Source organism: Paenibacillus sp. 2RAB27 (assembly GCF_052115445.1).
GTDB lineage: Bacteria > Bacillota > Bacilli > Paenibacillales > NBRC-103111 > Paenibacillus_E.
The window spans coordinates 73866-95015 of record NZ_JBFRGR010000005.1 but is presented as its reverse complement, the minus strand read 5'-3'; the positions used below and the strand labels follow the sequence as shown (position 1 = coordinate 95015).

The following is a 21150-nucleotide window of genomic DNA, read 5'->3' as shown; positions in this document are numbered from 1 at the left end:
CTCTCTAAGCGCGATTCCAGTTCCCGCCTTGATTATTCAAGCTATCTTGTGATGGAATAGGATCCAATTCATCCTCATCCTTGCGCTCTCGGCGATACCAGCGGAAGAAAATATAAGCTAATGTAGCACCATAGATAATCTCTTGCAAGATCTTCATGATGACACCACCGAGCTGTTGATCATCGAGCGGTGACAAATGAGCAAAAGGAACAGTGACGTTGTTATACATATCGTAGATAATTGAATCCGCAAAAATGATAAGCGCACATGCGGGTGTCAACAACACACCATTTCCGAAAATATACGCCATCTTCTTCAAATCGTTCAAGCGATTCATCTCAGGAAGCGGACAAAATACTGGAAACCACATAATAAAGGCCGTCACTAAGAGCAACGTATGATAAGCAAGAAGCGGTACATCATTCTTCATCAAGTAATCCATAATAAACGGCATATGGTAGATGGAGAATAGCATATTGAACATGAACAATGCGATCAGAGGCCGAGTAAAGAAGGAAAATAGACCGCGAAATACGGTATTTTTCATGCAAGAACGAACTAACCAAGCCGGTGTTCCTAGCCAAATGAAGATCGGTACAATCAAGTAAAGAATCGTTTGTTGCAGCATGTGTATACTGAACAAGTAATGATGCCCTATGTAGTTTATTGGACTTCCTTGCCCAATATAGAATAAGACTAACCCCGCGTAGAAGAGTAGCTGCTGTGAGATCGAAATTGGCTCTGATTTCGCAGCGCTCCCATTTCCCTTCACGACAAAGCGACCATAACTATATCCGATTACAATGACGATCAACAATAAAACAGGATTCCACAAATCAAAAAATCCACCAATCTGACTCATACCTGCATCTTTCTCCTTTCAAGCTGACTATATCCGAATAACTCCCTTTAAACAAAGAGGAGGCACTTTGTCTAGACAAAGTTGCCTCTTCTTCCTTTTTACCACCAAACCCAATATACGGCCATGAATACGCCAGTAAGAGCAACGAACGCTCCTGCAAAGATAAAGATTAGAGGGAACAAATGTCCTCTCTCTTTGGCATGCATCCAGAAAAGCAACTGAACGAGTGCCTGCACGATCCCGAGGGATACGATGAAAATTAAGATAAACGAACGATCCAAATCTCCGTAGAGTACGACAGCGAATGCCAACATCGTGAGTAGAATCGAGATAATGTAAGTCAAATAGTGATTTACAGGTGAATCGTGTTTAACCCGCTTGCTAGGTGCGTGTGTATCATGAGAATTGCTGCTCATTTAGTGACCCACCTTCCCCATCAGATAAACAACTGTGAAGATAAATACCCAGACTAAGTCGATAAAGTGCCAGTACAGGGATGCGACATAAAACTTAGGTGCCGTAACGACTGTAAGACCTTTCTTAAGTCCTTGGAAAATCAACAGTGTGATCCAGCAAACACCGAATGCTACGTGAGCACCGTGGAAACCAACCAACGTATAGAACGAGGTGGAGAAAGCACTTGTTGTAAACTTGTGTCCTTCATGCACATACTCGTAAAACTCGTAGATCTCCATTCCTAAGAACGAAAGACCGAACAAAACAGTTACTGCTAACCAAGCTAGCAATTGACCTACTTTTTGACGGTGCATCGCAATAATTGCGAATACACTCGTCAAGCTGCTCGTTAAGAGAATAAACGTTGACCAACCAACTGTTTTGAGCTTGAAAAGCTCTTCAGCTGTTGGGCCATCCGGAACTGAGTTCCGAAGGGCAATGTAAGTTGCGAATAAGCAACCGAATAACACAACCTCTGCGCCAAGGAAAAGCCAGAAGCCAAGAACTTTATTTTTCCCTTCGAGGGTAGCCGTTTCCGGATTAGCAGGCAGTGCGCCCGTGTGATGACTACTCATGCCTTTACCCCCTTATGATCGTCTTCAAGTTCTTCTGGTTCAATATGCCAACCGTGGTCGTCATATACGGAACGCAAGAACATGGCAATGAAAGTAACTACGATACCTGCACCAGCTACATAGAAGTTTTTGTACATAAAACCAAAACCAGCGATGAATAAACCAACAGACATCACAAGCGGTAAGATCGATGCCGAAGGCATGTGGATCGAACCAATTGGCTCAGCTGGTGTCATTTGCTTGTTACCAGCCATTTTTTCTTTCCAGAAAGCATCTAAACCGCGAACAAGCGGAGTTTGTTTGAAGTTATACTCAGGTGCAGGTGATGGAATTGTCCACTCCAAGGAGCGTCCATCCCACGGATCTGCAGGAGCTGTCATTGGTTTTCTTGCTGTAGTGATAATATTGATGAGGAACACCAACGTACCAATACCCATCAAGAACGCACCAACCGTTGAAACTAAGTTACCGACTTCGAGATCGTATCCTGGTTGATACGTAAAGACGCGTCGCGGCATCCCCATTAATCCCAAGAAATGCTGCGGGAAGAATGTCAAATGGAAACCGATGAAGAATAACCAGAAATGCAATTTACCTAAGCCTTCACTTAGCATACGACCGAACATTTTCGGCCACCAGTAGTAAAGACCTGCGAACAAACCAAGCACTAGACCACCAACGATAACATAGTGGAAATGCGCTACTACGAAATACGTATCGTGATATTGGAAGTCAGCTGCTGGAATAGCAAGCATAACCCCTGTAGTTCCACCCATAACGAATGTTGGAATAAACGCTGTTGCGAAGATATTCGCTGTTGTGAAGCGGATTTGCCCACCCCAAAGTGTGAACAACCAGTTGAAGATTTTCACACCTGTTGGAACAGCAATCGCCATTGTAGCAATCGCGAAGATCGAGTTCGCTACGGGGCCTAGACCTGCTGTAAACATATGGTGAACCCAAACCATGAAGCCTAAGAAACCAATTAGCACTGTTGCAAATACCATGGAGCTGTATCCGAACAGACGTTTTTTCGAAAAAGTAGAAACGATCTCAGAAATAATACCGAAAGCTGGAAGAATCAAAATGTAAACTTCGGGATGCCCGAAAATCCAGAACAAGTGTTCCCAAAGCACGTTGTTACCGCCTCTGGCTGCATCGAAGAATGCACCACCGAAGATGCGGTCAAACATTAGCTCAACCAATCCAACCGTGATTGCAGGGAAAGCAAGAACGATCAAACCTGAAGTTACAAAAGCAGACCAAGTAAACATTGGCAAACGCATGTATGTAAGCCCAGGAGCACGCATGTTGATAATCGTTACGAGGAAGTTAATCCCCCCGATTAGCGTACCAATACCTGCAATTTGTAAACCAAGAACGTAGAAGTCCGTTCCTTGCAAGTTGCCTTCAAGAGTTGCCCCCCAGTTTGAATCGGTGATCGAGGATAAAGGTGCGTATCCTGTCCAACCCGCATCTGGAGCTCCACCTAAGAACCAACTAGTGTTCATTAGCACGCCGCCGGCGAAGAATAACCAGAAACCAAGCGAGTTAACGAATGGGAACGCAACGTCCCTTGCACCAATTTGTAGAGGAACGATGGCATTCATGAAAGCGAAGATGACCGGCATTGCCGCAAAGAAAATCATCGTTGTTCCGTGCATCGTTGTTAATTGGTTAAATGAATCTCCAACAAAAATATGTTGATCTGGATAAGCGAGTTGTATCCGAATTAAGATCGCTTCTAGTCCCCCTACGAGGAAGAAGAAGCCGCCCGCTAGTAAATACAGGATACCGATTTTCTTATGATCGACGGTTGTAAGCCAATCCATAAGCCCGGTATGTTTTTTTACTGGATGAGAGTGAGCCAACGTATGAACCTCCTTTACATCAAGAGTTTATTTCAATGTTTGTAAGTACGTAACAATATCTTTAATTTGATTGTCATCTAATTTACCGTTTGCTTCTTTACCGAAAGCTGGCATTTTGTTACCCGGTTTCAGTTCTTGCGGATTATGTATCCACGATGCTAAGTTCTCAGGTGTCTTCTCTAAGATACCTGCAAGAGTGTCGCGATCTGCGAAGCCTTTAAGGTTAGGAGCAACCCCAGGGCCGCTTGCATTAACAGCATGACAAGACATACAGTTTTCTTTGAATAGCTCTTCACCTTTTTGAGCAGATGCTGGCACGGTAGAAGGTGCTTTCATTTTCGCAACCCAAGCATTAAAGTCTGCTTCAGACTTAGCCGCAACGGTAAAGTTCATCAAAGCATGGGAAGCTCCGCAAAGCTCTGTACATCTACCTTGGAACGTTGCAATTTCATCAGCTTGCAAGTAAAGCGTATTACGGATACCTGGGTTCGTATCGACTTTACCACCAAGAGATGGTACCCAGAAAGCATGGGATACGTCTGCTGAAACGACATCAAAGGCAATGATTTTATCCTTAGGAATCACAAGCTGTTGAGCAGTTGCGATACCAAGGTCTGGATATTCAAACTGCCACCAGAACTGATGCGCAGTGACTTTCACATGGATAGCGTCTTTGTTCTTGTTGTAATTCTCGGAGTGTTTGAACGTGTAAGACACTGTTGGCACCGCAAGTACTAACAGCAAGAGAATTGGAATTACCGTCCAGATAATCTCCAAAACATGACTTCCTTCGACTTGCTTCGGTATGCTTTCGTCGCCTTTACGCTTGCGAAAGCGAACTAAAACGTACACATAAATCGCAAATACGACAATTACGACAAAAATCATGATAAAGAGACTTAATTTCATTAAATAAAGCTGCTCCGTCGCCACAGGACCTTTTGGCACTAAGGCAGATAAGGTTGGGTCTCCGCACCCAGTTAGCATCAACGTCATCACCGCTAAAAGGGGTAGCAGACGCCAGAACTTTTTCAATTGACTCATTGTATCAACCCCACTTTTAAAACAATATTTTTACCACGAAGGCCATGCCCATGTCAATTCACTTTAATAACTATAAATTCGTGAAAACTTTTTGTCAATCGCTGTAGGAGAGTTCACAAATTGTTCTTAAACAGCGTCTGTAGCGATATATTTCCCTTCATGGTTATTTCCATACACCCACCTCTTTATGCATAAATGCCTTTATTTGTGAAGACGAATAATTAGACAGAAACATCTCATCCTATAGACATCAAATCGCTTTTAGGAGGTCTGTAAATTATGTTCAGGAAGTTAGGTTTTCCGATTTGTGGAATCATATTCCTCCTGCTTACATTATCCGCATGTGGCTCTAGCGGAAAAGAGTACAGAGGCAATCCAAATAACTCTACTAGCTCGAATTTTGGCGCAAATGTCAAAAAGGGAGACGCGATGGACCGTGCCTATCAAGTACAACAACTCTCTGGTCCTGTCACACACAACAATACCAAGTTGGAATACAGTCAATATCTATCGGATCAACTGCATACCATGGACGGCGTAAATACGGCCTTAGTGATGATTACAAATCAGAATGCGTATGTTGCCTTAATGATGGATAGCAGTGCAGTTGGCACGAAGGGTTTGACAAAAGAGACGAATAATCAAGGAACGCAAAAGGGTTTTTACAATGGTAATAATCCCTATGACGATTCCCTACCGTCTAATGATTTAAATAAAGGTTACAATAGCTATGAAACAGCTGTGCATCATGATTTACTTTCTCATCCGTTTAAACAAGCTATTGCTGAGAAGCTTCGCGTTCTTAAACCCGATCTGATGGACGTCTATATTTCTGCAAATCGGGATTTCCTTAATAAAATGAATAGCTTCGCACAGGAAAGTTGGAAAGGCCATTCGCTTATGCCTCTTCTAACTGACTTCAATCAGACGGTGACACGTGTGTTTGGAACGGCACAATCGCTACCTCAGGACTAGATTAATTAGGGCTGGCCTCCTAGAAGAAGCTCTACTTCTCATAGGAGGTCTTACTACGCCTTTTGGAGCACAACCAGCATGTAAAACTTCTATTAATAAAGTAGTTTATTTCTGCTTGTGGGTCGGCTCCTGTTTTCATTTGTCTTTCATTCCTGTACAATGAGGGAATCGTCTTTACTAAGAAGGAAAAAGGGAGCTGGCCAATTACCCATGTCAAATGGATTTGCCTCATTAGGTATTAGAGAACAATTAGTTCAAGTTTTGCAAAATCAAGGTGTCGTAGAACCGACCCCGATTCAACGAGAAGCGATTCCAGTATTGTTAAAAGGTTCGGACGTTATCGCACAAGCTCAAACAGGTACAGGTAAAACCCTTGCCTTTGTACTTCCTATATTAGAAACAATTGATGTAGAAAGCTCGGATGTTCAAGCGCTTATTCTTACTCCTACCCGTGAATTAGCGATTCAAATCAGCAATGAGTTGAAAACCCTTGTCCCGATCACAGGTGCGAAGGTTCTAGCTGCCTACGGCGGGCAAGATGTAGAAAAACAGCTTAGAAAGCTTCAAGGCAACATACATATAGTAGTAGGAACACCGGGGAGATTGCTTGATCATCTTCGCCGCGGTTCTATCAACTTCTATAAATTGAAAATACTCGTTTTAGATGAAGCAGATCAAATGTTGCACATGGGCTTCTTGCATGAAGTCAAGGATATCATTGCGCAAACGTCTCCTTATCGCCAAACGTTGCTCTTCTCTGCGACTATGCCCGAACAGGTCATCAATCTGTCTAAGGCTTATATGAAGGAAGCAAAAGAAATAAAAATTCAAAGTAAACAAGTCACTTTGACTGAGATTCAGCAGGTGCTAGTCCCTACGACTGATCGTGATAAACAAGACGCTCTTATTGCAGCAATTAAACAATATAGGCCTTATCTTGCGATGATTTTCTGTCGGACCAAAGCCAAAGCGATTGCGCTCAATGAAACGCTGCAAGAAATCGGTTTAATGTCCGATGAGCTGCATGGTGACTTGTCTCAAGCGAAACGTGAGCAAGTGATGAAGCGTTTCAGAGAAGGCCGGATCGAGCTCTTAGTCGCTACGGATATCGCAGCTCGTGGTTTAGATGTGGAAGGCGTAACGCATATCTTCAACTACGATGTACCTCAAGATGCCGAAAGCTACATTCATCGGATTGGTAGAACGGGGCGTGCCGGTGAGTCAGGCGTTGCTGTGACTTTCGCAACGCAAAGAGATATGCCAACGATCGAGCTTATCGAAAAAGGTATCAAAATGTCATTGCGCGGTGCTGATGGACAGCAAAGACGTGTTGTTCGTTCCCAAACAGATGATTACATCGATCAAGAAGGCAGAGGGTCTGCACGCAAAGGCGGAGCTGGTGCTTCCTCACGCGGTGGCAGACGCAATGACCGCACTGGTTCGCCAGAACAACGCAGCGGTGGACGTGCGGGAAGACCTGGAGCACGTGAGCTGCGTGGCGATCGCGCTAACGTTCAGTACGGTGGCGAGCGGAAAACAGGTTTTGGTTCCAAAGGCGACAAATTCGGCTCACGCGGAGGTTCAGCTGGTGCTGGGCGTTCAGGCGAAAGACCGGCTAAAGTGAACTCGGAGCGTAGCCCGAATACGTGGGGACGTGCAACCGTTGTTCACGAATCGCCAACTACGAATTCGGCTCCAGCTCGCGGAGCGAACATTGGCGCTGCCAAAGCACGCGTAACAGGTTCCTACAACGGTGGCGGTGAAGGTACAGAGCGCAAGCGTTCCGCTCCACATGGCGATAAGTCCTACTCGCCATACAACAAGTACGCCGGCGCAGGCCGTGATGACGCGGCTAGCGCGTCTCGCACGCTTCGCGGCGGCAAGGGCCGTGGCGACGGATCAGCACGCGGTGCTGCTCCGCGCGGTGAGGGCTTCGGCGCTCGCACAGGCGGCGCTCCTCGCGGTGAGGGCTTCGGCGCTCGCACAGGCGGCGCTCCTCGCGGTGAGGGCTTCGGCGCTCGCACGGGCGGTGCTCCGCGCGGACGGAGTGATGAGCGTGGTGCGCGCAGCGCAGCACCTCGTGGCGACAGCTTCGGCTCACGCGGCGGTGCTCCGCGCGGCGACAGACCAAGCGGCCCACGCGGTGGGCAAGGCGGCGCTCGTGGAGGTGCACCAAGAGGCACTCGCGGCGGTGGCAGCAAACGCTAGACTGATGAAGCGATTTCATGCAAGTCTTTACCGATGAAGCCTTACGATGTAAGATATAGGTATGGTTTATTCAGATTCTATTTTATAAAAATCGTTTCAACCCGTGCTCGCACGTAGGATTTACCCCCCATCCAATCAAAGGAGGTATGTTCCATGTACGCATTAAAGGATAAGGAAATGATTTTTGTATTCACTGGCCCACACGGGGCAGGCCGAAAAACCGTTGCGGAAATGTCCGGCTCCACGCTGGGGATGAAACAAGTGATTTCGTACACCACACGACCTCCGAAAGCAACAGAGGAAGATGGTCAAGATTATCATTTCATCTCACCCGCTCAATTTGTGCAAGCACAAGCTGGCGGCGAATTCATTGAAGTTAGTACTGTGAATGACCATCTCTATGGAATCAAAAACTCCGATATTGAGTTTATGTTCCAGCAAAGCGGCAGCATCTACTTGATCTTGAACCGCTTCGGTGCCGAAACGCTCAAAAAGCTATATGGCGACCGCGTTGTCCAAATCTTCATTTATGCCCAGCGAGACACACTTGAAGAGCGGATGAAAGAAAGCGGAGATTCCGAAGAAATCGCCTCCAAATATTTGTCAGACTACGAAAATGAATTAGCCTACCGTGACCAATGTGATCATGTTTTTGAAAATGTGGACTTGGCTCATACGGTATTTGATCTTACCAAAACTTTGGATCACTATTTGAATCGTAATCTGGTTGATTTAGACTAGAAGCACGTGTTCAAAAAGTCCGGTTTTCAGCACCGAGAAGATTGAAAGAAGCTAGGAAATGAGGAGCGGAGCGTAGTGAAAGCTACGTGAGCACCGGAATTTCCGGGTGAATTCAATATTCGACGTCGAATTCGCTTCTTGAACCTACTTCGTGATCAAAAGTGGATTTTTTGAACTACCTCTAGAACTAGCTGCCGAAATAAGGCCTGGACGGTCCCCCGTCCGGGCCTTTTCATCTAACGAATGAACGGCTTCGTAAGAGATCCGTTCCTACTAAGGAGTTGAATGATATGAAAATCATTTCCATTGAACCTACACCCAGCCCCAACTCCATGAAACTCAATATGGATGAGTCCTTACCTGCTGGCGTGCGTGAAACGTATACGAAAAAGAATCTGACTGGCGCTCCTTCAGAAGTGCAAAAATTGCTTGCTGTACCTGGCGTTATCAGCATCTTCCATGCAGCCGACTTCATCGCGGTAGACCGCAGCTCGAAGGGTGACTGGCAGTTCATCCTGGCGCAGGCGCGCGAGATCTATGGCGAAGCTCAGCCAACGGCTGGCGCTGGCTTGCCAGCCGAGCAGCCTGCTTCTGACGCCGCCTTTGGCGAGGCGCAAGTGCTCGTGCAGATGTTTCGCGGTATTCCGCTCCAGGTGAGGGTACGCGCAGGCTCAGAAGAAGCGCGCGTCGCTATGCCGGAGCGCTTCACGCAAGCCGCGGTGCGCGCAGGTACGGCTTCGCCGAACCTGATCAAAGAGCGGAAGCTCGAGGAGCTCGGCGTCCGCTACGGCGAGCTTGGGGACATCGCGGGCGAAGTCGTCCAGGAACTGGACGCTTCTTACGACGATGCCCGCGTCGAAGAACTGGTCTCCCGCGCGATGCAGGAGACCACGGATGCCCCTGTGGAGGAGGCTGCCACAGGGGATCTAGTCGCAGCCGAGGAGCAGCTGCGACACAGCGATTGGAAGCTGCGCTACGCCGCGCTTCAGAAGATCCAGCCGTCGCTTGAGACGCTGCCGCTTCTCGTCCATGCCTTGGAGGACGAGAACACGTCGCTTCGGCGACTGGCCACGGTGTACCTCGGGGATATCAAGGAACCCGAGGTACTGCCCTATCTGTATCGCGCCCTCGAGGACGATACAGCTTCTGTGCGTCGGACGGCAGGCGATACGCTGTCCGATCTTGGCGACCCCGCCGCCATCCCGGCGATGGCCAAGGCACTGAAAGACCGTAACAAGCTTGTCCGTTGGCGCGCGGCCCGCTTCCTTTATGAAGTCGGGGACGACTCCGTGCTTCCTGACTTAAAGCAAGCGGCAGACGATCCCGAATTCGAGGTGCGGATGCAGGTTAAGATTGCCCTCGAGCGTATCGAAGGCGGTCATGCCGCTGAAGGATCTGTTTGGCAGCAAATGACACGCAGAAATGAGTAGCCGAGTAATCATAAAAGCACGAATGTCCTCTTCCCCAAGCGGGGAGATTGACATTCGTGCTTTTTTTTGGATTTTGCCTAGTAAACTTTCCTACTTCTTAAACCGCTCAAAATACACAATTCTCTCCTCAATCGTCGGATGAGAGCCGCGGAACCACTGCACCAGTTTAGGCTGAGTAACGGGACTGAGATTTTCTTTGGCGATATGCTGAAACGCGCGAATTGCTGCATCCCCATCCCCCGTCATCTGCATCGCATAGATGTCTGCTCGATGCTCGATCACCCTTGAGAACGCATTCTGAGCTGGTGATGACAGGAAGCTCATCAGCGAGATGAGCAGAAGAAGAATTGGTAGTGCGGCTAGATCTCTTTCCCCTCGCATGCCCCAAAGTGATCCCCAGCGTTTTAAGATTAGCCGGTACGCATGGAAAGCCAACCAGAAGCCAACTAAACTGAGTGCAACACCATAGGCTATTCCCCAATAAATATGACGTTCTACGTAATGTCCCATCTCGTGCGCCATCACCGTCAAGATTTCATCTGGCTGCAATTTATTCAAAATGGTATCCCACAGCACAATGCGCGCGTTCCCGCCGATCCCATTGACATAAGCGTTAATGGCATTCGTCCGCTCCGACATGTTAACCTCGTAAACCTGATCGGTCGGTATATGTGATTTGGCTGCAAGATCAAGAATTTGCGTTTTCAATTCTTGATTTTGAAGTGGTTGGAACTGATTGAACAACGGGTCCAGTACCACAGGCTGAATAAACGTGACGAATAAGATTAATGGAATTGAAATTAACCACAACCATACCCACCACCGCTTAGGGCTCCACTTACTGATCCATCTGAAAATCCCTACCATGATTATCGTGCCTACGATATCTATGAGAAATGTCTTTACATAATCCTTTAGGAAAATGATAGGCGTCTCATTGGATATACCGTAGGCTTGGTCGATTTTGAATAGAAACACATCGATGGGAAGAAATAGCACGTCCATGACGAGGGTAAAAAGCACCACAAAAAGGAACATTTGCAGGAAAGAAGCTCGGAATACTTTCTCCGCGAGTTGACGGAAGCTGACAGCTATGCCGAATAAAGCCACGGTCACACCCATTTGCAGGGGAGCGCTTAAAAAGAAGGTTAACGAATGAATCCTTGAAAGTGTCTCTGCTTTGGCAATTTCTGCATGGGTCATAAACGTATTCGGATCCGCCACAGAACCAACTAACGCCATAGGGATTTGAAATAAATCCCCTTTTAAGAAATATAAAATCACGATAACGGCATAACAAGCAAAAGCAACTGTACTCCACAAATAGAAACGTTTCATCCCATGCCTCCACGTTCATCTTGATAGGCTCATCTTAGAAAGAGATTATTAGTTTGGATAAGCTTGTTTACTTAGTCTATGCGAGCAAGGCAGGAGCGTATGTGTCTCAAGGCATATTTTGGATATCATGTCTTGCATTCTCCATCTTCCCATGATGTAATGAGAACATTGACAGGAACGGACGTGCTACATGAAGAATTTGAAATTGCTCACATTGCTAGTGCTGGCTTTGTCCAGCTTTACAGTTATTCTACTTATAAAATCAAATTCCCCCGATGCGAAACAACTCCTCACGCTATCTAGTCCTAAGGGAAAAGTTGCAGATCAGCATCTTGCAGGGGAAACCGCAACGAAAATTCCTTCACCCATTGAAGCTGTCGTAGCCGAGGCGGAATCCACAACTAACCAGACATCCACTGATGAAGCCCCTACGCTCACTAAGCATCATGTTCAAATACAATCGGTTCCCGCGCTCTCACAGCTTCCTGAGCTGCCAAATGGTTGTGAAGCTGTCGCTGCGACCATGCTGCTGAATTGGGCCGGACTGCCGATAACGAAGGAAGAAGTGGCTCATGCTCTGCCAACGGGAGATATGCCCTATGAGAATGAGTTTGGTGCTTTTGTTGGCGCAAATCCCAAAGATGTTTTCGTTGGCGATCCTTTTGATATCGGCTATGGGATTTATCATACCCCAGTCGCTAAATTGATGAACCAATGGTTACCTGGTCACGTTCGTGATCTGACAGGAACCTCCTTCGAGGATTTGCTTGGCGTCATTGCCAAAGGCAACCCTGCCATGATTTGGGCAACTGAGCATATGGACAGCCCTTATTTCGACTTGGAGTGGGAGGATGAGACGGGTGAGCTTGTCCCGTGGTATCAGCCAGAGCATGCCCTACTACTAACTGGCTGGGATGATGATTATGCTTATTTGAACGACCCGATGACGGGTGAACAAGAAGCCTATCCACTCGCTTCCTTCAAGGAAGCATGGGAGTTCATGGGTTCGCAGGCCATCACGATTATTGGATGAGTTTGTGGCATTCACTTTAATCTTCTGGGGACTCTAGTACTGTCAAAAATGCAAAAGAGCACCTTTGAAATAAGTTCCCCCTCCGTAATTGGAAATTGATGCAAATAGGCATCAATTTAGAGCGGTTTGAGGAAATTATCTTGAAATTCGTTAAAAAGGTTGCCTATTTGCACGCATTTTCCAATTTCGACCATAAATTAGTAGAAAAGGTTGTATTTTTGCACTTTTGAGGAAAAGGGAGAGTACGTGGAGTTCCTGGAGTTGCATGAGTAGCATTAGTTTTTGTGTTGCTGAGTTGCTCGGGTAGCTGCAGTTGCTTGAATAGCTCGAGTAGTTTGAGTAGCTTGGGTGCTTGAGTAGCTTGAGTAGCTGCAGTTGCTTGGATAGCTCGAGTAGTTTGAGTAGCTTGGGTACTGGAGTAGCTTGAGTAGCTGGAGTAGTTTGAGTAGTTTGAGTAGCTGGAGTAGCTGGAGTAGTTTGGGTAGCTTGGGTGCTGGAGTTGCATGGTAGCTCAAATTGCTAGACTAGTATGACTAGCTTCTGTAGCCCAGTTAATTTCAACAGCATCGAAAGCAATTTACTCGCTTACTTCGTTCCCACCACCACCACCACAAAAGCATGGACATCCCCGAAGGGTTGTCCATGCTTTTTCACAAGGGATCCAGCTGAACAGCAGCTTGCTTGCCACTCAGTTGAATGCCGGTATGCTTCTTGCCGTGGGAGCCAAGCTCCTTGACCAGCGTTTCCAGCAATTCCTTGGCTTTCGCGCCTTCCTTGCCGGAGATCTTAACGACCAGCAGGACGGCGTCCCCGCCCTTCAAAATGCGCTCAGCTTGCTGACGCTTCGTCTCGAGATCGTGATCCTCGATATTGGCCGTCAAGCGAAGCTCCTTGACTTTCGGGCCTTGCTCTTGCTTACGGGCTTGCTGCTTTTCTTGCAGTGCCTCCTGTTTGGCTGCGCCTGCTCCAATCAGCTTACAAGGAGGCGGGCTGCTCATGAGCGAGGTGCAGACGAGGTCTACCTTTAACTTTTTGGCAAGAGCAAGCGCATCTTTCGTGGACATTACACCTAAATCCTCACCCTGCAGCCCCGTTACCTGGACTTCGGAAGCTTTGATTTTCTCATTCTTAATAATCATTGTGAATACACCTAATCTTTCGCTATAATGAACCCATCCACCCGTAGGTGGATAGAGGTTGGCCTAATTATTACGCGTGTTGCAATCGTTGTATAAGGAGCTGTCTGTTACCCGATGAATAATAAACAATTAGAAGAACAAATGATCGAAAATTACAAACGTGAAGAGCATATGATGATTTTGGTTTTTGCACAGTGGTGTATTAATCATGGTCTGGACCCCGCAGCACTTTATCATAGCGCGTATCCAGACCAACCGAATAATGAAGCGCTTGAGAAAGCTCTTGAACTAACGGTGCCGAAAGAGGAAGCCGGCGAAGTGCCGGATGACACGTTGCTTGGCGTGCTTTCCCTCTTTGGCAATGAAGAGCTGGCGTTCATTGTGACGCAAGAAATCGATAAGCGGCCGAAGCGCACGCGCTAGGCGATTTATCATTCGTCTGGCCTTGGCCTCTTAGATCACGTAACTGTGCTGATGGCTGAGTTCAAAAGCTTCCGCCAACAACTCCACGGTGCGCAGTCTCGTTTCCACTTGGTGTCCACCTGCAACGACCATCACTTCGTCGACACCATAGCTTTCGGCTAGTAGAAGGATTTGTTCTCTGACCTGGCCAGGATTGCCCACGATCATCCGTGAGCGATTGTCTCTCACACGGGTTTGATCCCAATCGGAATACGTATATTCCGCAGCTTCCTTCGGCGATTTCACTCCGGTGAACTCGCCTTTTTCCATTTGCAGAATACGCAAATCAACTGAAGTCGCAAGCTCCTCTGCCTCCGCTGTCGTTTCGGCGCACAGCACATAAATACAGACCGTCGCCTGCGGCACGACATTGAGAGCGGACGGTTGGAACGAGCTGCGGTAGCTTCGCACCGCATGCTGACCTCCCGCACCGTTGATGAAGTGCGCGAAGCAGAAGGCTGCGCCTGCCTGCGACGCATACACCCCGCTCTGCCCGGTGGAGCCGAGCAGCCACACCTGGGGCATCGAAGCCACCAAAGGGGTGGCACGGATGCCCTCGAACACATGCCCAGGTTCCACCGAGTCGGTGAGGAACCGCAGCAAATCCGTGACTTGCGCAGGGAACCGCTCAAGTCCCTCGAACAGATCGGCGCTGACGCCACGCAGCGCCTTGGCCGTATGCGGCGTGCCGCCGGGTGCACGCCCAATACCAAGGTCGATGCGCCCTGGATAGAGCGCCTCGAGCATACGGAAGTTCTCAGCGACCTTGTAGGCGCTGTAGTGAGGAAGCAGCACGCCGCCTGAGCCAAGCCGTATGCGGCTTGTGCGAGCAGCAAGCGTGGATATGAGCACCTCTGGAGAAGAACCTGCAAGCCCTGCTGAATTATGGTGCTCTGACACCCAGAATCGGGTGTAGCCTAGTCGATCAGCGACCTGCGCTAACGCAATCGTTTGTTGTAATGCCTCACTATGGGTAAAGCCGGATGATACCGGTGACTGATCAAGAATACTTAGCTTTAGCATGGTCATCCCTTCTTTCTTAGTCTTCTACTGATGATGACAATCATAATTATACAACGCTCGGCTCACAAAAGAAAAAAGGACAAACCGATGTGGCGTTGTCCTTTGAGGTGTGTAATTACCGTAGTCGTTATTTTAGAGGTTTATTTTTTCAAGTACAAATCGAATACACCATAAGTCCCTGCCATAATAGTCAGATGTAATCGCATTATCAGGTTTCGTAAAGTCATGATCTCCGACCAATTGCAACTCCGAAGCCGCAATCAAACTTAGAAAGCTTTCAACATCTACATCCGGATAATCAACTGTAATAATCAATTTGCCGTCATCTTTCAAAACCCGCTTAAACTCTTGCAGGGAACGAAGCTGCACCTCTGTGTCTTCGATGTGCTCCATGACAGAAATACAGAAGGCTACATCGAACTTAGCATCTTCATAAGGCAAATTTGAAATGTCAGAAACAGCGAATTTAGGAATACTTAAAATAGGCAGGTTAATTTGATCTATATTCTCTTTCCCAATATAATATTCCAGCTCTTTGATAATTTCGTTTGAATCTAATATACGTTCATCCATGTCGCAAGCGTACACTTCTTTACACTTGTCCGCTAAATAATACTTAAAGGGATGACCTAATCCACATGCAGCATCTAGAACAATATCACTTTTTTCAACAAAATGGGAAGCCCAAATGTACTCATAATGTCTACTCCACCAATGATCAGGCAACCGATAAAAGATGTCTTGATTCTTKGTATCCTCATAAGTAAAAAAGCGAGATGTATCTATAGCCATGCACATTCCCCCGTATATCATTTATATATAATGTTATTTATTACATATTCTCCGAGAATGTGGATTTCCCTTTCTGCGTGGATGTCATGGCTCTCCTGCGCCTAATCGTACGAATCGCGTACATACAACCGATAAGCCCGAGACCACCAGCCGTGTAGCCAGCCAGTACATCACTTGGATAATGCACACCGAGGTAAATCCGACTAAGCCCAATACACAGAATGACTAGAACAGCAACTGGTGGTATCAGCCAAGCCGCTCTCCATGTTTGTCGCACATTCACCCATAACAAGTAGGCAAGCAAACCGTAGAAGAGTATGGAGACCATCGCGTGACCGCTAGGAAAACTGAAACTATCCACCTCCACTAGCCATCGCTCAGCAGATGGACGATCACGTTTAATGAGATCTTTCAACCCCGAATTTAGCAGCCATGCACCTAGCACGCCAACGAATAGAACAAGCGTTTCCCACTTATGCTTGAATTTAAAATACAACAGTCCTGCAACTATAAAAAAGAGAATAAATTCCGTGGATCCGCTTCCCATAAATGTGAAAAATTTTGCAACAGGCGTCCATGTATCACCTCTTTGATCTTGAATGTAACCGCCTACATGTTGATCAAAAGTTTGCAGCCATTTCGCCGAAATACTCTGCGACAACACAATAAAAATAAGGAGCAGAGCACCTGCTCCCCCTGTTCTCCACATTCCATGACTTACTCCTACTTTCCCCTTCATCTGTTTCATGCCCTCCCACGGCGAATCGTCAATGCTTACCTATTCTTACGCTGCTTGGCGCACTTTGCGCCCTTGTCTTCTCTTAATAATCAGTGGAACGATAGCAAAAACCGCATACATCGCTACGGCTCCGAGAAACTTCCATGACCAGATATCATTTAAGGAAGCACCAAAAACGTTATACACAATCGCTCCCGGAATAATGCCGATGAATGTAGCCCACGCATAGTCCCAAAAACGGATCTTCGATAAGCCAGCGCCATAGCTGATCCCATCAAATGGAAAAAAAGGCATAAGCCGCATATACAGCACCACCATGAAGCCTTTTTCCTCCGCTTTTTGATCAAAAGATAGCAGCTTAGGGCTTCTTAATATACGTTGAAAGCTGCCGCGGCCCCATTTGCGTGTAATGTAAAAAGACAGCAAGGCCCCTGCACCTGCACCAATAATATCGTAGATAGTCCCCCAAAAGGCGCCAAATACATAGCCCCCATAGAGCGTCAAAGGTGTTGCCGGGAACAAAACCAATGGCCTAAGCGTATACGCCAGGATATACAACAGACCCCCAAGCGGGCCCAAATCACGAAGCCATCTCGTGACCCAATTCAGATCTACATGTTCCCATACACCTGCCCATTTCAATACGAGTAGTCCCAGAATAGCAACAACAAACCAACTAATTAGCAACCAAAGCGGCTTTGAACGCGCCATGGCTCGCCTCCTTCATACTCCTGATTCCCAAAACTTGCAGGCGGAACTTTCCTCCATCTTACACAAATATGCTAGTCGATATCAACTTGACTGATGGTCATATGTTCCCTTCCGTTTTAAGACAGTTTTTAGACACGCCACGCATACCTCGTTCCCTTTCGATGCCTCGTCAGACACCTTATGATCACGTAATTCTTTATTCCTCAGAAGCCTCGATAATTCAGAAGAATAAGCAAATTAAGCTTGCTTATTCTTCCGATATTCGCCAACCCCCACATTTTTCCCGCCATCAATTAATCAMTTGAGCTAAAGTTAAAAACCAAATAAACAATAAGCACTACCTGCAAGGCACCAACGAATAGGTTTAACGTTAGCGCCAATTTGGCATATCTGCTTTTTAAACTACTTACACTTAAACAAACTCCTATTATGAAAAAAATCATGCCTAATAAATTAGATAATAAGAAAAAAGAAATAAACGATAATCCCGCTGTTCCAATTGCTAGTTTGACTCGTATACTCAGGACAAGCACCTCCCATGTTGCATTGCTGAAGTAATCTTATTTCAATTGACACATCGAAAGGTAGGAATTTACACTATAAGAATATATTAGGACTTCTTTTTCAAAGGAGTCAGCCTCCGCAACCATTTGCCATGTCCAACAAGTTGGGAGAAACGCATATGAAGAAGATTGTCGTTCTACTTCTATTAACTGCGCTATGCCTCTGGCAGTATGCAAGGACCTTAGTCGGTGGTGAGGATCCCTTCTTGCGATCGGATTACAGTAAGCTTCGACCTGTGAAGATTGAGAGGGTTATTCCAACTCAGGAAATAAAGCAGCTTCAAGAGATTGTAAGAGAGGCACGGGAGAAAGAGCTCAAGATCTCAATTGCCGGCCAACGTCACAGCCAAGGCGGGCATACATACTACAAGGACGGCATTGTGCTGGATATGACCCCATTTAATAAAGTCCTCACCTTTGACGAGAAGGCCAAGACAATTACCGTTCAGTCTGGTGCCACATGGGCAGATGTACAGAAGTATATCAATCCGTATGGGCTTGCGGTGAAGACCATGCAGTCGCAAAATATTTTTACCATCGGAGGCTCGATCTCCGTCAATGCACATGGCCGTGACATTCGGAATGGCTCACTTATTAGTTCAGTCGAATCCTTCCGGCTATTGGGGGCGGATGGCCAAATAAGAAATGTTTCACGATTTGAAAATACGGAGCTATTCCCGTTGGCGTTAGGTGGATACGGCCTATTCGGTGTCATCTTGGATGTAACTTTATCGCTTACAGATGACGAAGTGTACGAGATGACAAGTGAAACAATGACGACAGAAGCCTATTCGGACTACTTCCTTAACCAGGTTAAGCAAAATCCCAACATCCACATGCATCTCGCACGTATTTCTGTCGCGCCGGACACCTTCTTAACGGAAATGTATGCTACAAATTACAGAGCTCGACCTGATCTTCCTCTTACTGATTATAATAAGTTAAAGCTGAATGACAGCTATGTGCTGCCTTTGAAAATTCTATTTGGAGTCAATCGATCCTTTGATTGGGGGAAGAATGCCTTTTGGAACTTACAGCGGTATTTCCTTATCGGTCACAGCACAATCCTAACTCGTAACAACGCTATGCGATCCGAATCTGATTTTATGGATTATAGCTCGGATACCAAAAATGATCTTCTCCAAGAATTCTTTGTTCCCGTAGAACATTTCAGTGACTTTATTAACGGCATAAAGCCTATCCTCCAAGAAGAACAATTAAACCTATTAAATATTACGGTTCGATACGTCAATCAGGATGAGGAAGCGGCGCTTTCGTATGCGAAAAGTGACATGTTCGCCCTCGTTTGTCTGTTCAATACCCCGCTAAGTGAAGCGGCGCAAGCTCTTATGACCCATGGAATCCGGCGGATTAACGATGAATTAATTCCATTAAACGGATCCTATTATTTGCCTTATGCCCCCTTCCCTTCGGTCGATCAGTTCCGGGCGGTATATCCAAAAGCGGAAACCTTCTTCCAGGCCAAAGACAAGTGGGACCCACAGCATCTTTTCATGAACCAATTCTATGACGATTATAGGGGGCACTAGAATGAATGTGCGTATGCTCATCAAATCCCAAAGCTTAGCAACATTGGCGGCGGGGATGATATATCCCTATTACTTGTTGTTTCTGAAAAATCTCGGCAGTACGTATTCCGCATATGGCCTCGCTTTTGCCATATTCACAATAAGCTCGGCAGCATCCGCCATTTGGCTGGGCAAGCTCATAGACCGCTCCTCGAAAAAGCTCATGGCCGGAAGCTCCCTGGGCATGATGGCGGCGATGCTCATTTTCCCTTGGATTCCTTCTTACGGCATCGTCTTGCTTCTCCAAGCTTTCATGGGTGTATGTAATGCCATGCAGAAAATGAGCGAGCGGGGATTGCTTGCTGATGGGACTAAGCCGGGAAAACGCGGCGGTACGCTTGGCAATTACCACTTTTGGACATCCGTAGCATCTGGATTTGCTGTCCTTATAGGCGGTTATATCATTGACTGGCTAACGATTGATGTCTTGTTTTACGTGAGTGCGTTCATTTACGGAGGGAGTGCGTGGATGACACTTCGAATGCGTGAAGAAACGATGGAGAGTAACAACCACACGCAACAATAACTGGAAAACCTCCCGTTATTTTTCCTATTTCAGCTGGATTTAGAAGAATAACTGGAAAATAGGTAGGCAATTTTTGAGTTTTTAGTGTTTCTGAAGTTATCGGATGGAAATAACTGCATGCTTTCCATTTATCTCTCTAAAATTGGGGATTTACGCGGAATTACCTGTATGTTTTCCCGTTATTTTGTACGTCTTGAAATCCGTGATATTCCCACGAACAGGTGTATTCTCAGGTGTAATGTAGTCAGTTTTTATGACTCCCCCTGTCGAATTTAAATACACAGCACGAATGTTGACACCATATGTGTTGTTATCGCCTGTCAACACTTGTGTCTTGAATTTGGCCGACATCCGATACTCTTGGTTAGGTATGACAGGAATATTGCCTTGGTTCACTGTCAGTCGGCTTTTGTTCGGAGCAGGCGAGCTGATTTTCAATGATCTTAAGCCATCGGGATGATAAATCGTATCTACCGTCACGATCGGAGCGACAGTCGTAACCGTCGTATCCACCCATATGCCCCATTTGTCCGCTGTTCTCGTCGTCCATCCCGGCTGTACGGTCGGCGTCAAATTCTCGAACGAGCCATTCTGGATCACGTTCACCTCTTCCGCCTGGCCCACAGCCGGGCTTACAGCTCCCAAACCTAGAGGCAGCAATAAGCTCGTTAGCATAACCATGATCAATGCCAAGCTCCCTCTCCTTTTTCCACGCATCAATGAATCACCCTCTTCTCCAAATTTAGCGCATGTTTAAGCGCTTACACTTATACTAATGTCTCACGCTTATCCTGCCTATATCTCGTTCTACTGGGTGATAAACATTTCTTCATTTGGCGAGTAACCGATGTTCAGCTACACTATCCATGATTCAGATTTCTGACTTTCACCAATAACAACTGGTATTTAATTGAAATAGATGGATTGTGCCCGTACATTTTAGTATAATAACCGTTAGGCTTTCGACTTTGTAGAATTTTGGGTGATTTTGTCGAATTGGAAAATAACCCCTTTGACTATATMCGAGTTTTTTAGTAGGATATAGTCATGTCATTGGTTAATTCATACATAAA

Annotated in this window: 20 protein-coding genes; 8 read left to right on the top strand and 12 right to left on the bottom strand. The window is 46.5% G+C overall.

Annotation, left to right across the window (positions count from 1 at the left end; genetic code table 11):
- Positions 1-4 precede the first annotated feature (4 nt).
- From AB4114_RS09450 to coxB, 5 genes are all read right to left on the bottom strand, one after another.
- The gene (locus AB4114_RS09450; protein WP_441988229.1) at positions 5-862 is read right to left on the bottom strand and encodes a cytochrome c oxidase assembly protein; all 858 of its coding nucleotides are present in this window, start codon (positions 860-862) and stop codon (positions 5-7) included.
- A gap of 98 nt (positions 863-960) precedes the next feature.
- Positions 961-1278 (bottom strand): cytochrome C oxidase subunit IV family protein, encoded by a 318-nt coding sequence (locus AB4114_RS09445; RefSeq protein ID WP_441988228.1) that lies wholly within the window; start codon positions 1276-1278, stop codon positions 961-963.
- On the bottom strand, positions 1279-1893 hold the full coding sequence (locus AB4114_RS09440) for a cytochrome (ubi)quinol oxidase subunit III (protein ID WP_056608276.1): 615 nt from the start codon (positions 1891-1893) through the stop codon (positions 1279-1281).
- Positions 1890-3764 (bottom strand): cytochrome c oxidase subunit I, encoded by a 1875-nt coding sequence (gene ctaD / locus AB4114_RS09435; protein ID WP_441988227.1) that lies wholly within the window; start codon positions 3762-3764, stop codon positions 1890-1892. The genes AB4114_RS09440 and ctaD overlap by 4 nt, the downstream gene beginning before the upstream one ends.
- A gap of 27 nt (positions 3765-3791) precedes the next feature.
- Positions 3792-4808 carry a cytochrome c oxidase subunit II gene (gene coxB, locus AB4114_RS09430; protein WP_441988226.1) on the bottom strand — a complete coding sequence of 339 codons (1017 nt, stop codon included), beginning with the start codon at positions 4806-4808 and terminating at the stop codon, positions 3792-3794.
- Between the two features lie 279 nt (positions 4809-5087).
- On the opposite strand from coxB, the gene AB4114_RS09425 reads away from it, so the two are divergent.
- From AB4114_RS09425 to AB4114_RS09410, 4 genes are all read left to right on the top strand, one after another.
- Complete coding sequence (locus tag AB4114_RS09425) at positions 5088-5783, top strand: YhcN/YlaJ family sporulation lipoprotein (RefSeq protein ID WP_441988225.1); 696 nt, start codon at positions 5088-5090, stop codon at positions 5781-5783.
- Positions 5784-5993: 210 nt separating this feature from the next.
- On the top strand, positions 5994-7991 hold the full coding sequence (locus tag AB4114_RS09420; RefSeq protein WP_441988224.1) for a DEAD/DEAH box helicase: 1998 nt from the start codon (positions 5994-5996) through the stop codon (positions 7989-7991).
- Positions 7992-8144: 153 nt separating this feature from the next.
- Positions 8145-8732, top strand: a complete 588-nt coding sequence (locus AB4114_RS09415) for a guanylate kinase (RefSeq protein WP_441988223.1) — start codon at positions 8145-8147, stop codon at positions 8730-8732.
- A gap of 290 nt (positions 8733-9022) precedes the next feature.
- Entirely contained in the window at positions 9023-10162 is a 1140-nt protein-coding gene (locus AB4114_RS09410; protein ID WP_441988222.1) for a conserved virulence factor C family protein, read from the top strand.
- 90 nt (positions 10163-10252) lie between these two features.
- Here AB4114_RS09410 and AB4114_RS09405 read toward each other — a convergent pair whose 3' ends face one another.
- A complete protein-coding gene (locus tag AB4114_RS09405) occupies positions 10253-11500 on the bottom strand; it encodes a M48 family metallopeptidase (RefSeq protein WP_441988221.1) in 1248 nt (415 codons plus the stop codon).
- A gap of 190 nt (positions 11501-11690) precedes the next feature.
- On the opposite strand from AB4114_RS09405, the gene AB4114_RS09400 reads away from it, so the two are divergent.
- A complete protein-coding gene (locus tag AB4114_RS09400; RefSeq protein ID WP_441988220.1) occupies positions 11691-12533 on the top strand; it encodes a C39 family peptidase in 843 nt (280 codons plus the stop codon).
- Positions 12534-13183: 650 nt separating this feature from the next.
- On the opposite strand, the gene infC is transcribed toward AB4114_RS09400, so the two are convergent.
- A complete protein-coding gene (gene infC, locus AB4114_RS09395) occupies positions 13184-13672 on the bottom strand; it encodes a translation initiation factor IF-3 (protein WP_441988219.1) in 489 nt (162 codons plus the stop codon).
- A 114-nt stretch (positions 13673-13786) separates the two neighbouring features.
- Here infC and AB4114_RS09390 point away from each other — a divergent pair, with 114 nt between their 5' ends.
- A complete protein-coding gene (locus tag AB4114_RS09390; protein WP_056608254.1) occupies positions 13787-14095 on the top strand; it encodes a hypothetical protein in 309 nt (102 codons plus the stop codon).
- Positions 14096-14125: 30 nt separating this feature from the next.
- On the opposite strand, the gene AB4114_RS09385 is transcribed toward AB4114_RS09390, so the two are convergent.
- From AB4114_RS09385 to AB4114_RS09370, 4 genes are all read right to left on the bottom strand, one after another.
- Complete coding sequence (locus AB4114_RS09385) at positions 14126-15157, bottom strand: LLM class flavin-dependent oxidoreductase (protein ID WP_171632348.1); 1032 nt, start codon at positions 15155-15157, stop codon at positions 14126-14128.
- Between the two features lie 132 nt (positions 15158-15289).
- Positions 15290-15949 carry a class I SAM-dependent methyltransferase gene (locus AB4114_RS09380; RefSeq protein WP_441988218.1) on the bottom strand — a complete coding sequence of 220 codons (660 nt, stop codon included), beginning with the start codon at positions 15947-15949 and terminating at the stop codon, positions 15290-15292.
- Positions 15950-15989: 40 nt separating this feature from the next.
- The gene (locus AB4114_RS09375; RefSeq protein WP_441988217.1) at positions 15990-16658 is read right to left on the bottom strand and encodes a phosphatase PAP2 family protein; all 669 of its coding nucleotides are present in this window, start codon (positions 16656-16658) and stop codon (positions 15990-15992) included.
- A 75-nt stretch (positions 16659-16733) separates the two neighbouring features.
- Positions 16734-17399 carry a TVP38/TMEM64 family protein gene (locus AB4114_RS09370; RefSeq protein WP_441988216.1) on the bottom strand — a complete coding sequence of 222 codons (666 nt, stop codon included), beginning with the start codon at positions 17397-17399 and terminating at the stop codon, positions 16734-16736.
- Between the two features lie 682 nt (positions 17400-18081).
- Between AB4114_RS09370 and AB4114_RS09365 the strand changes: the two genes are divergently transcribed.
- Together AB4114_RS09365 and AB4114_RS09360 are read left to right on the top strand one after the other, a co-directional pair.
- Complete coding sequence (locus AB4114_RS09365; protein ID WP_441988215.1) at positions 18082-19512, top strand: FAD-binding oxidoreductase; 1431 nt, start codon at positions 18082-18084, stop codon at positions 19510-19512.
- A gap of 1 nt (position 19513) precedes the next feature.
- A complete protein-coding gene (locus AB4114_RS09360; protein ID WP_441988214.1) occupies positions 19514-20077 on the top strand; it encodes an MFS transporter in 564 nt (187 codons plus the stop codon).
- Between the two features lie 150 nt (positions 20078-20227).
- Here AB4114_RS09360 and AB4114_RS09355 read toward each other — a convergent pair whose 3' ends face one another.
- Positions 20228-20770 (bottom strand): hypothetical protein, encoded by a 543-nt coding sequence (locus tag AB4114_RS09355; protein ID WP_441988213.1) that lies wholly within the window; start codon positions 20768-20770, stop codon positions 20228-20230.
- Between the last annotated feature and the right edge of the window lie 380 nt (positions 20771-21150).

Excerpts from the sequence above, each read along its gene's own strand:
- AB4114_RS09450 (WP_441988229.1), bottom strand. The coding sequence starts at position 862 with ATGAGTCAGATTGGTGGATTTTTTGATTTGTGGAATCCTGTTTTATTG.
- AB4114_RS09445 (WP_441988228.1), bottom strand. The coding sequence starts at position 1,278 with ATGAGCAGCAATTCTCATGATACACACGCACCTAGCAAGCGGGTTAAA.
- AB4114_RS09440 (WP_056608276.1), bottom strand. The coding sequence starts at position 1,893 with ATGAGTAGTCATCACACGGGCGCACTGCCTGCTAATCCGGAAACGGCT.
- coxB (WP_441988226.1), bottom strand. The coding sequence starts at position 4,808 with ATGAGTCAATTGAAAAAGTTCTGGCGTCTGCTACCCCTTTTAGCGGTG.
- AB4114_RS09425 (WP_441988225.1), top strand. The coding sequence starts at position 5,088 with ATGTTCAGGAAGTTAGGTTTTCCGATTTGTGGAATCATATTCCTCCTG.
- AB4114_RS09420 (WP_441988224.1), top strand. The coding sequence starts at position 5,994 with ATGTCAAATGGATTTGCCTCATTAGGTATTAGAGAACAATTAGTTCAA.
- AB4114_RS09415 (WP_441988223.1), top strand. The coding sequence starts at position 8,145 with ATGTACGCATTAAAGGATAAGGAAATGATTTTTGTATTCACTGGCCCA.
- AB4114_RS09410 (WP_441988222.1), top strand. The coding sequence starts at position 9,023 with ATGAAAATCATTTCCATTGAACCTACACCCAGCCCCAACTCCATGAAA.
- AB4114_RS09405 (WP_441988221.1), bottom strand. The coding sequence starts at position 11,500 with ATGAAACGTTTCTATTTGTGGAGTACAGTTGCTTTTGCTTGTTATGCC.
- AB4114_RS09400 (WP_441988220.1), top strand. The coding sequence starts at position 11,691 with ATGAAGAATTTGAAATTGCTCACATTGCTAGTGCTGGCTTTGTCCAGC.
- infC (WP_441988219.1), bottom strand. The coding sequence starts at position 13,672 with ATGATTATTAAGAATGAGAAAATCAAAGCTTCCGAAGTCCAGGTAACG.
- AB4114_RS09390 (WP_056608254.1), top strand. The coding sequence starts at position 13,787 with ATGAATAATAAACAATTAGAAGAACAAATGATCGAAAATTACAAACGT.
- AB4114_RS09385 (WP_171632348.1), bottom strand. The coding sequence starts at position 15,157 with ATGCTAAAGCTAAGTATTCTTGATCAGTCACCGGTATCATCCGGCTTT.
- AB4114_RS09375 (WP_441988217.1), bottom strand. The coding sequence starts at position 16,658 with ATGTGGAGAACAGGGGGAGCAGGTGCTCTGCTCCTTATTTTTATTGTG.
- AB4114_RS09370 (WP_441988216.1), bottom strand. The coding sequence starts at position 17,399 with ATGGCGCGTTCAAAGCCGCTTTGGTTGCTAATTAGTTGGTTTGTTGTT.
- AB4114_RS09365 (WP_441988215.1), top strand. The coding sequence starts at position 18,082 with ATGAAGAAGATTGTCGTTCTACTTCTATTAACTGCGCTATGCCTCTGG.
- AB4114_RS09360 (WP_441988214.1), top strand. The coding sequence starts at position 19,514 with ATGAATGTGCGTATGCTCATCAAATCCCAAAGCTTAGCAACATTGGCG.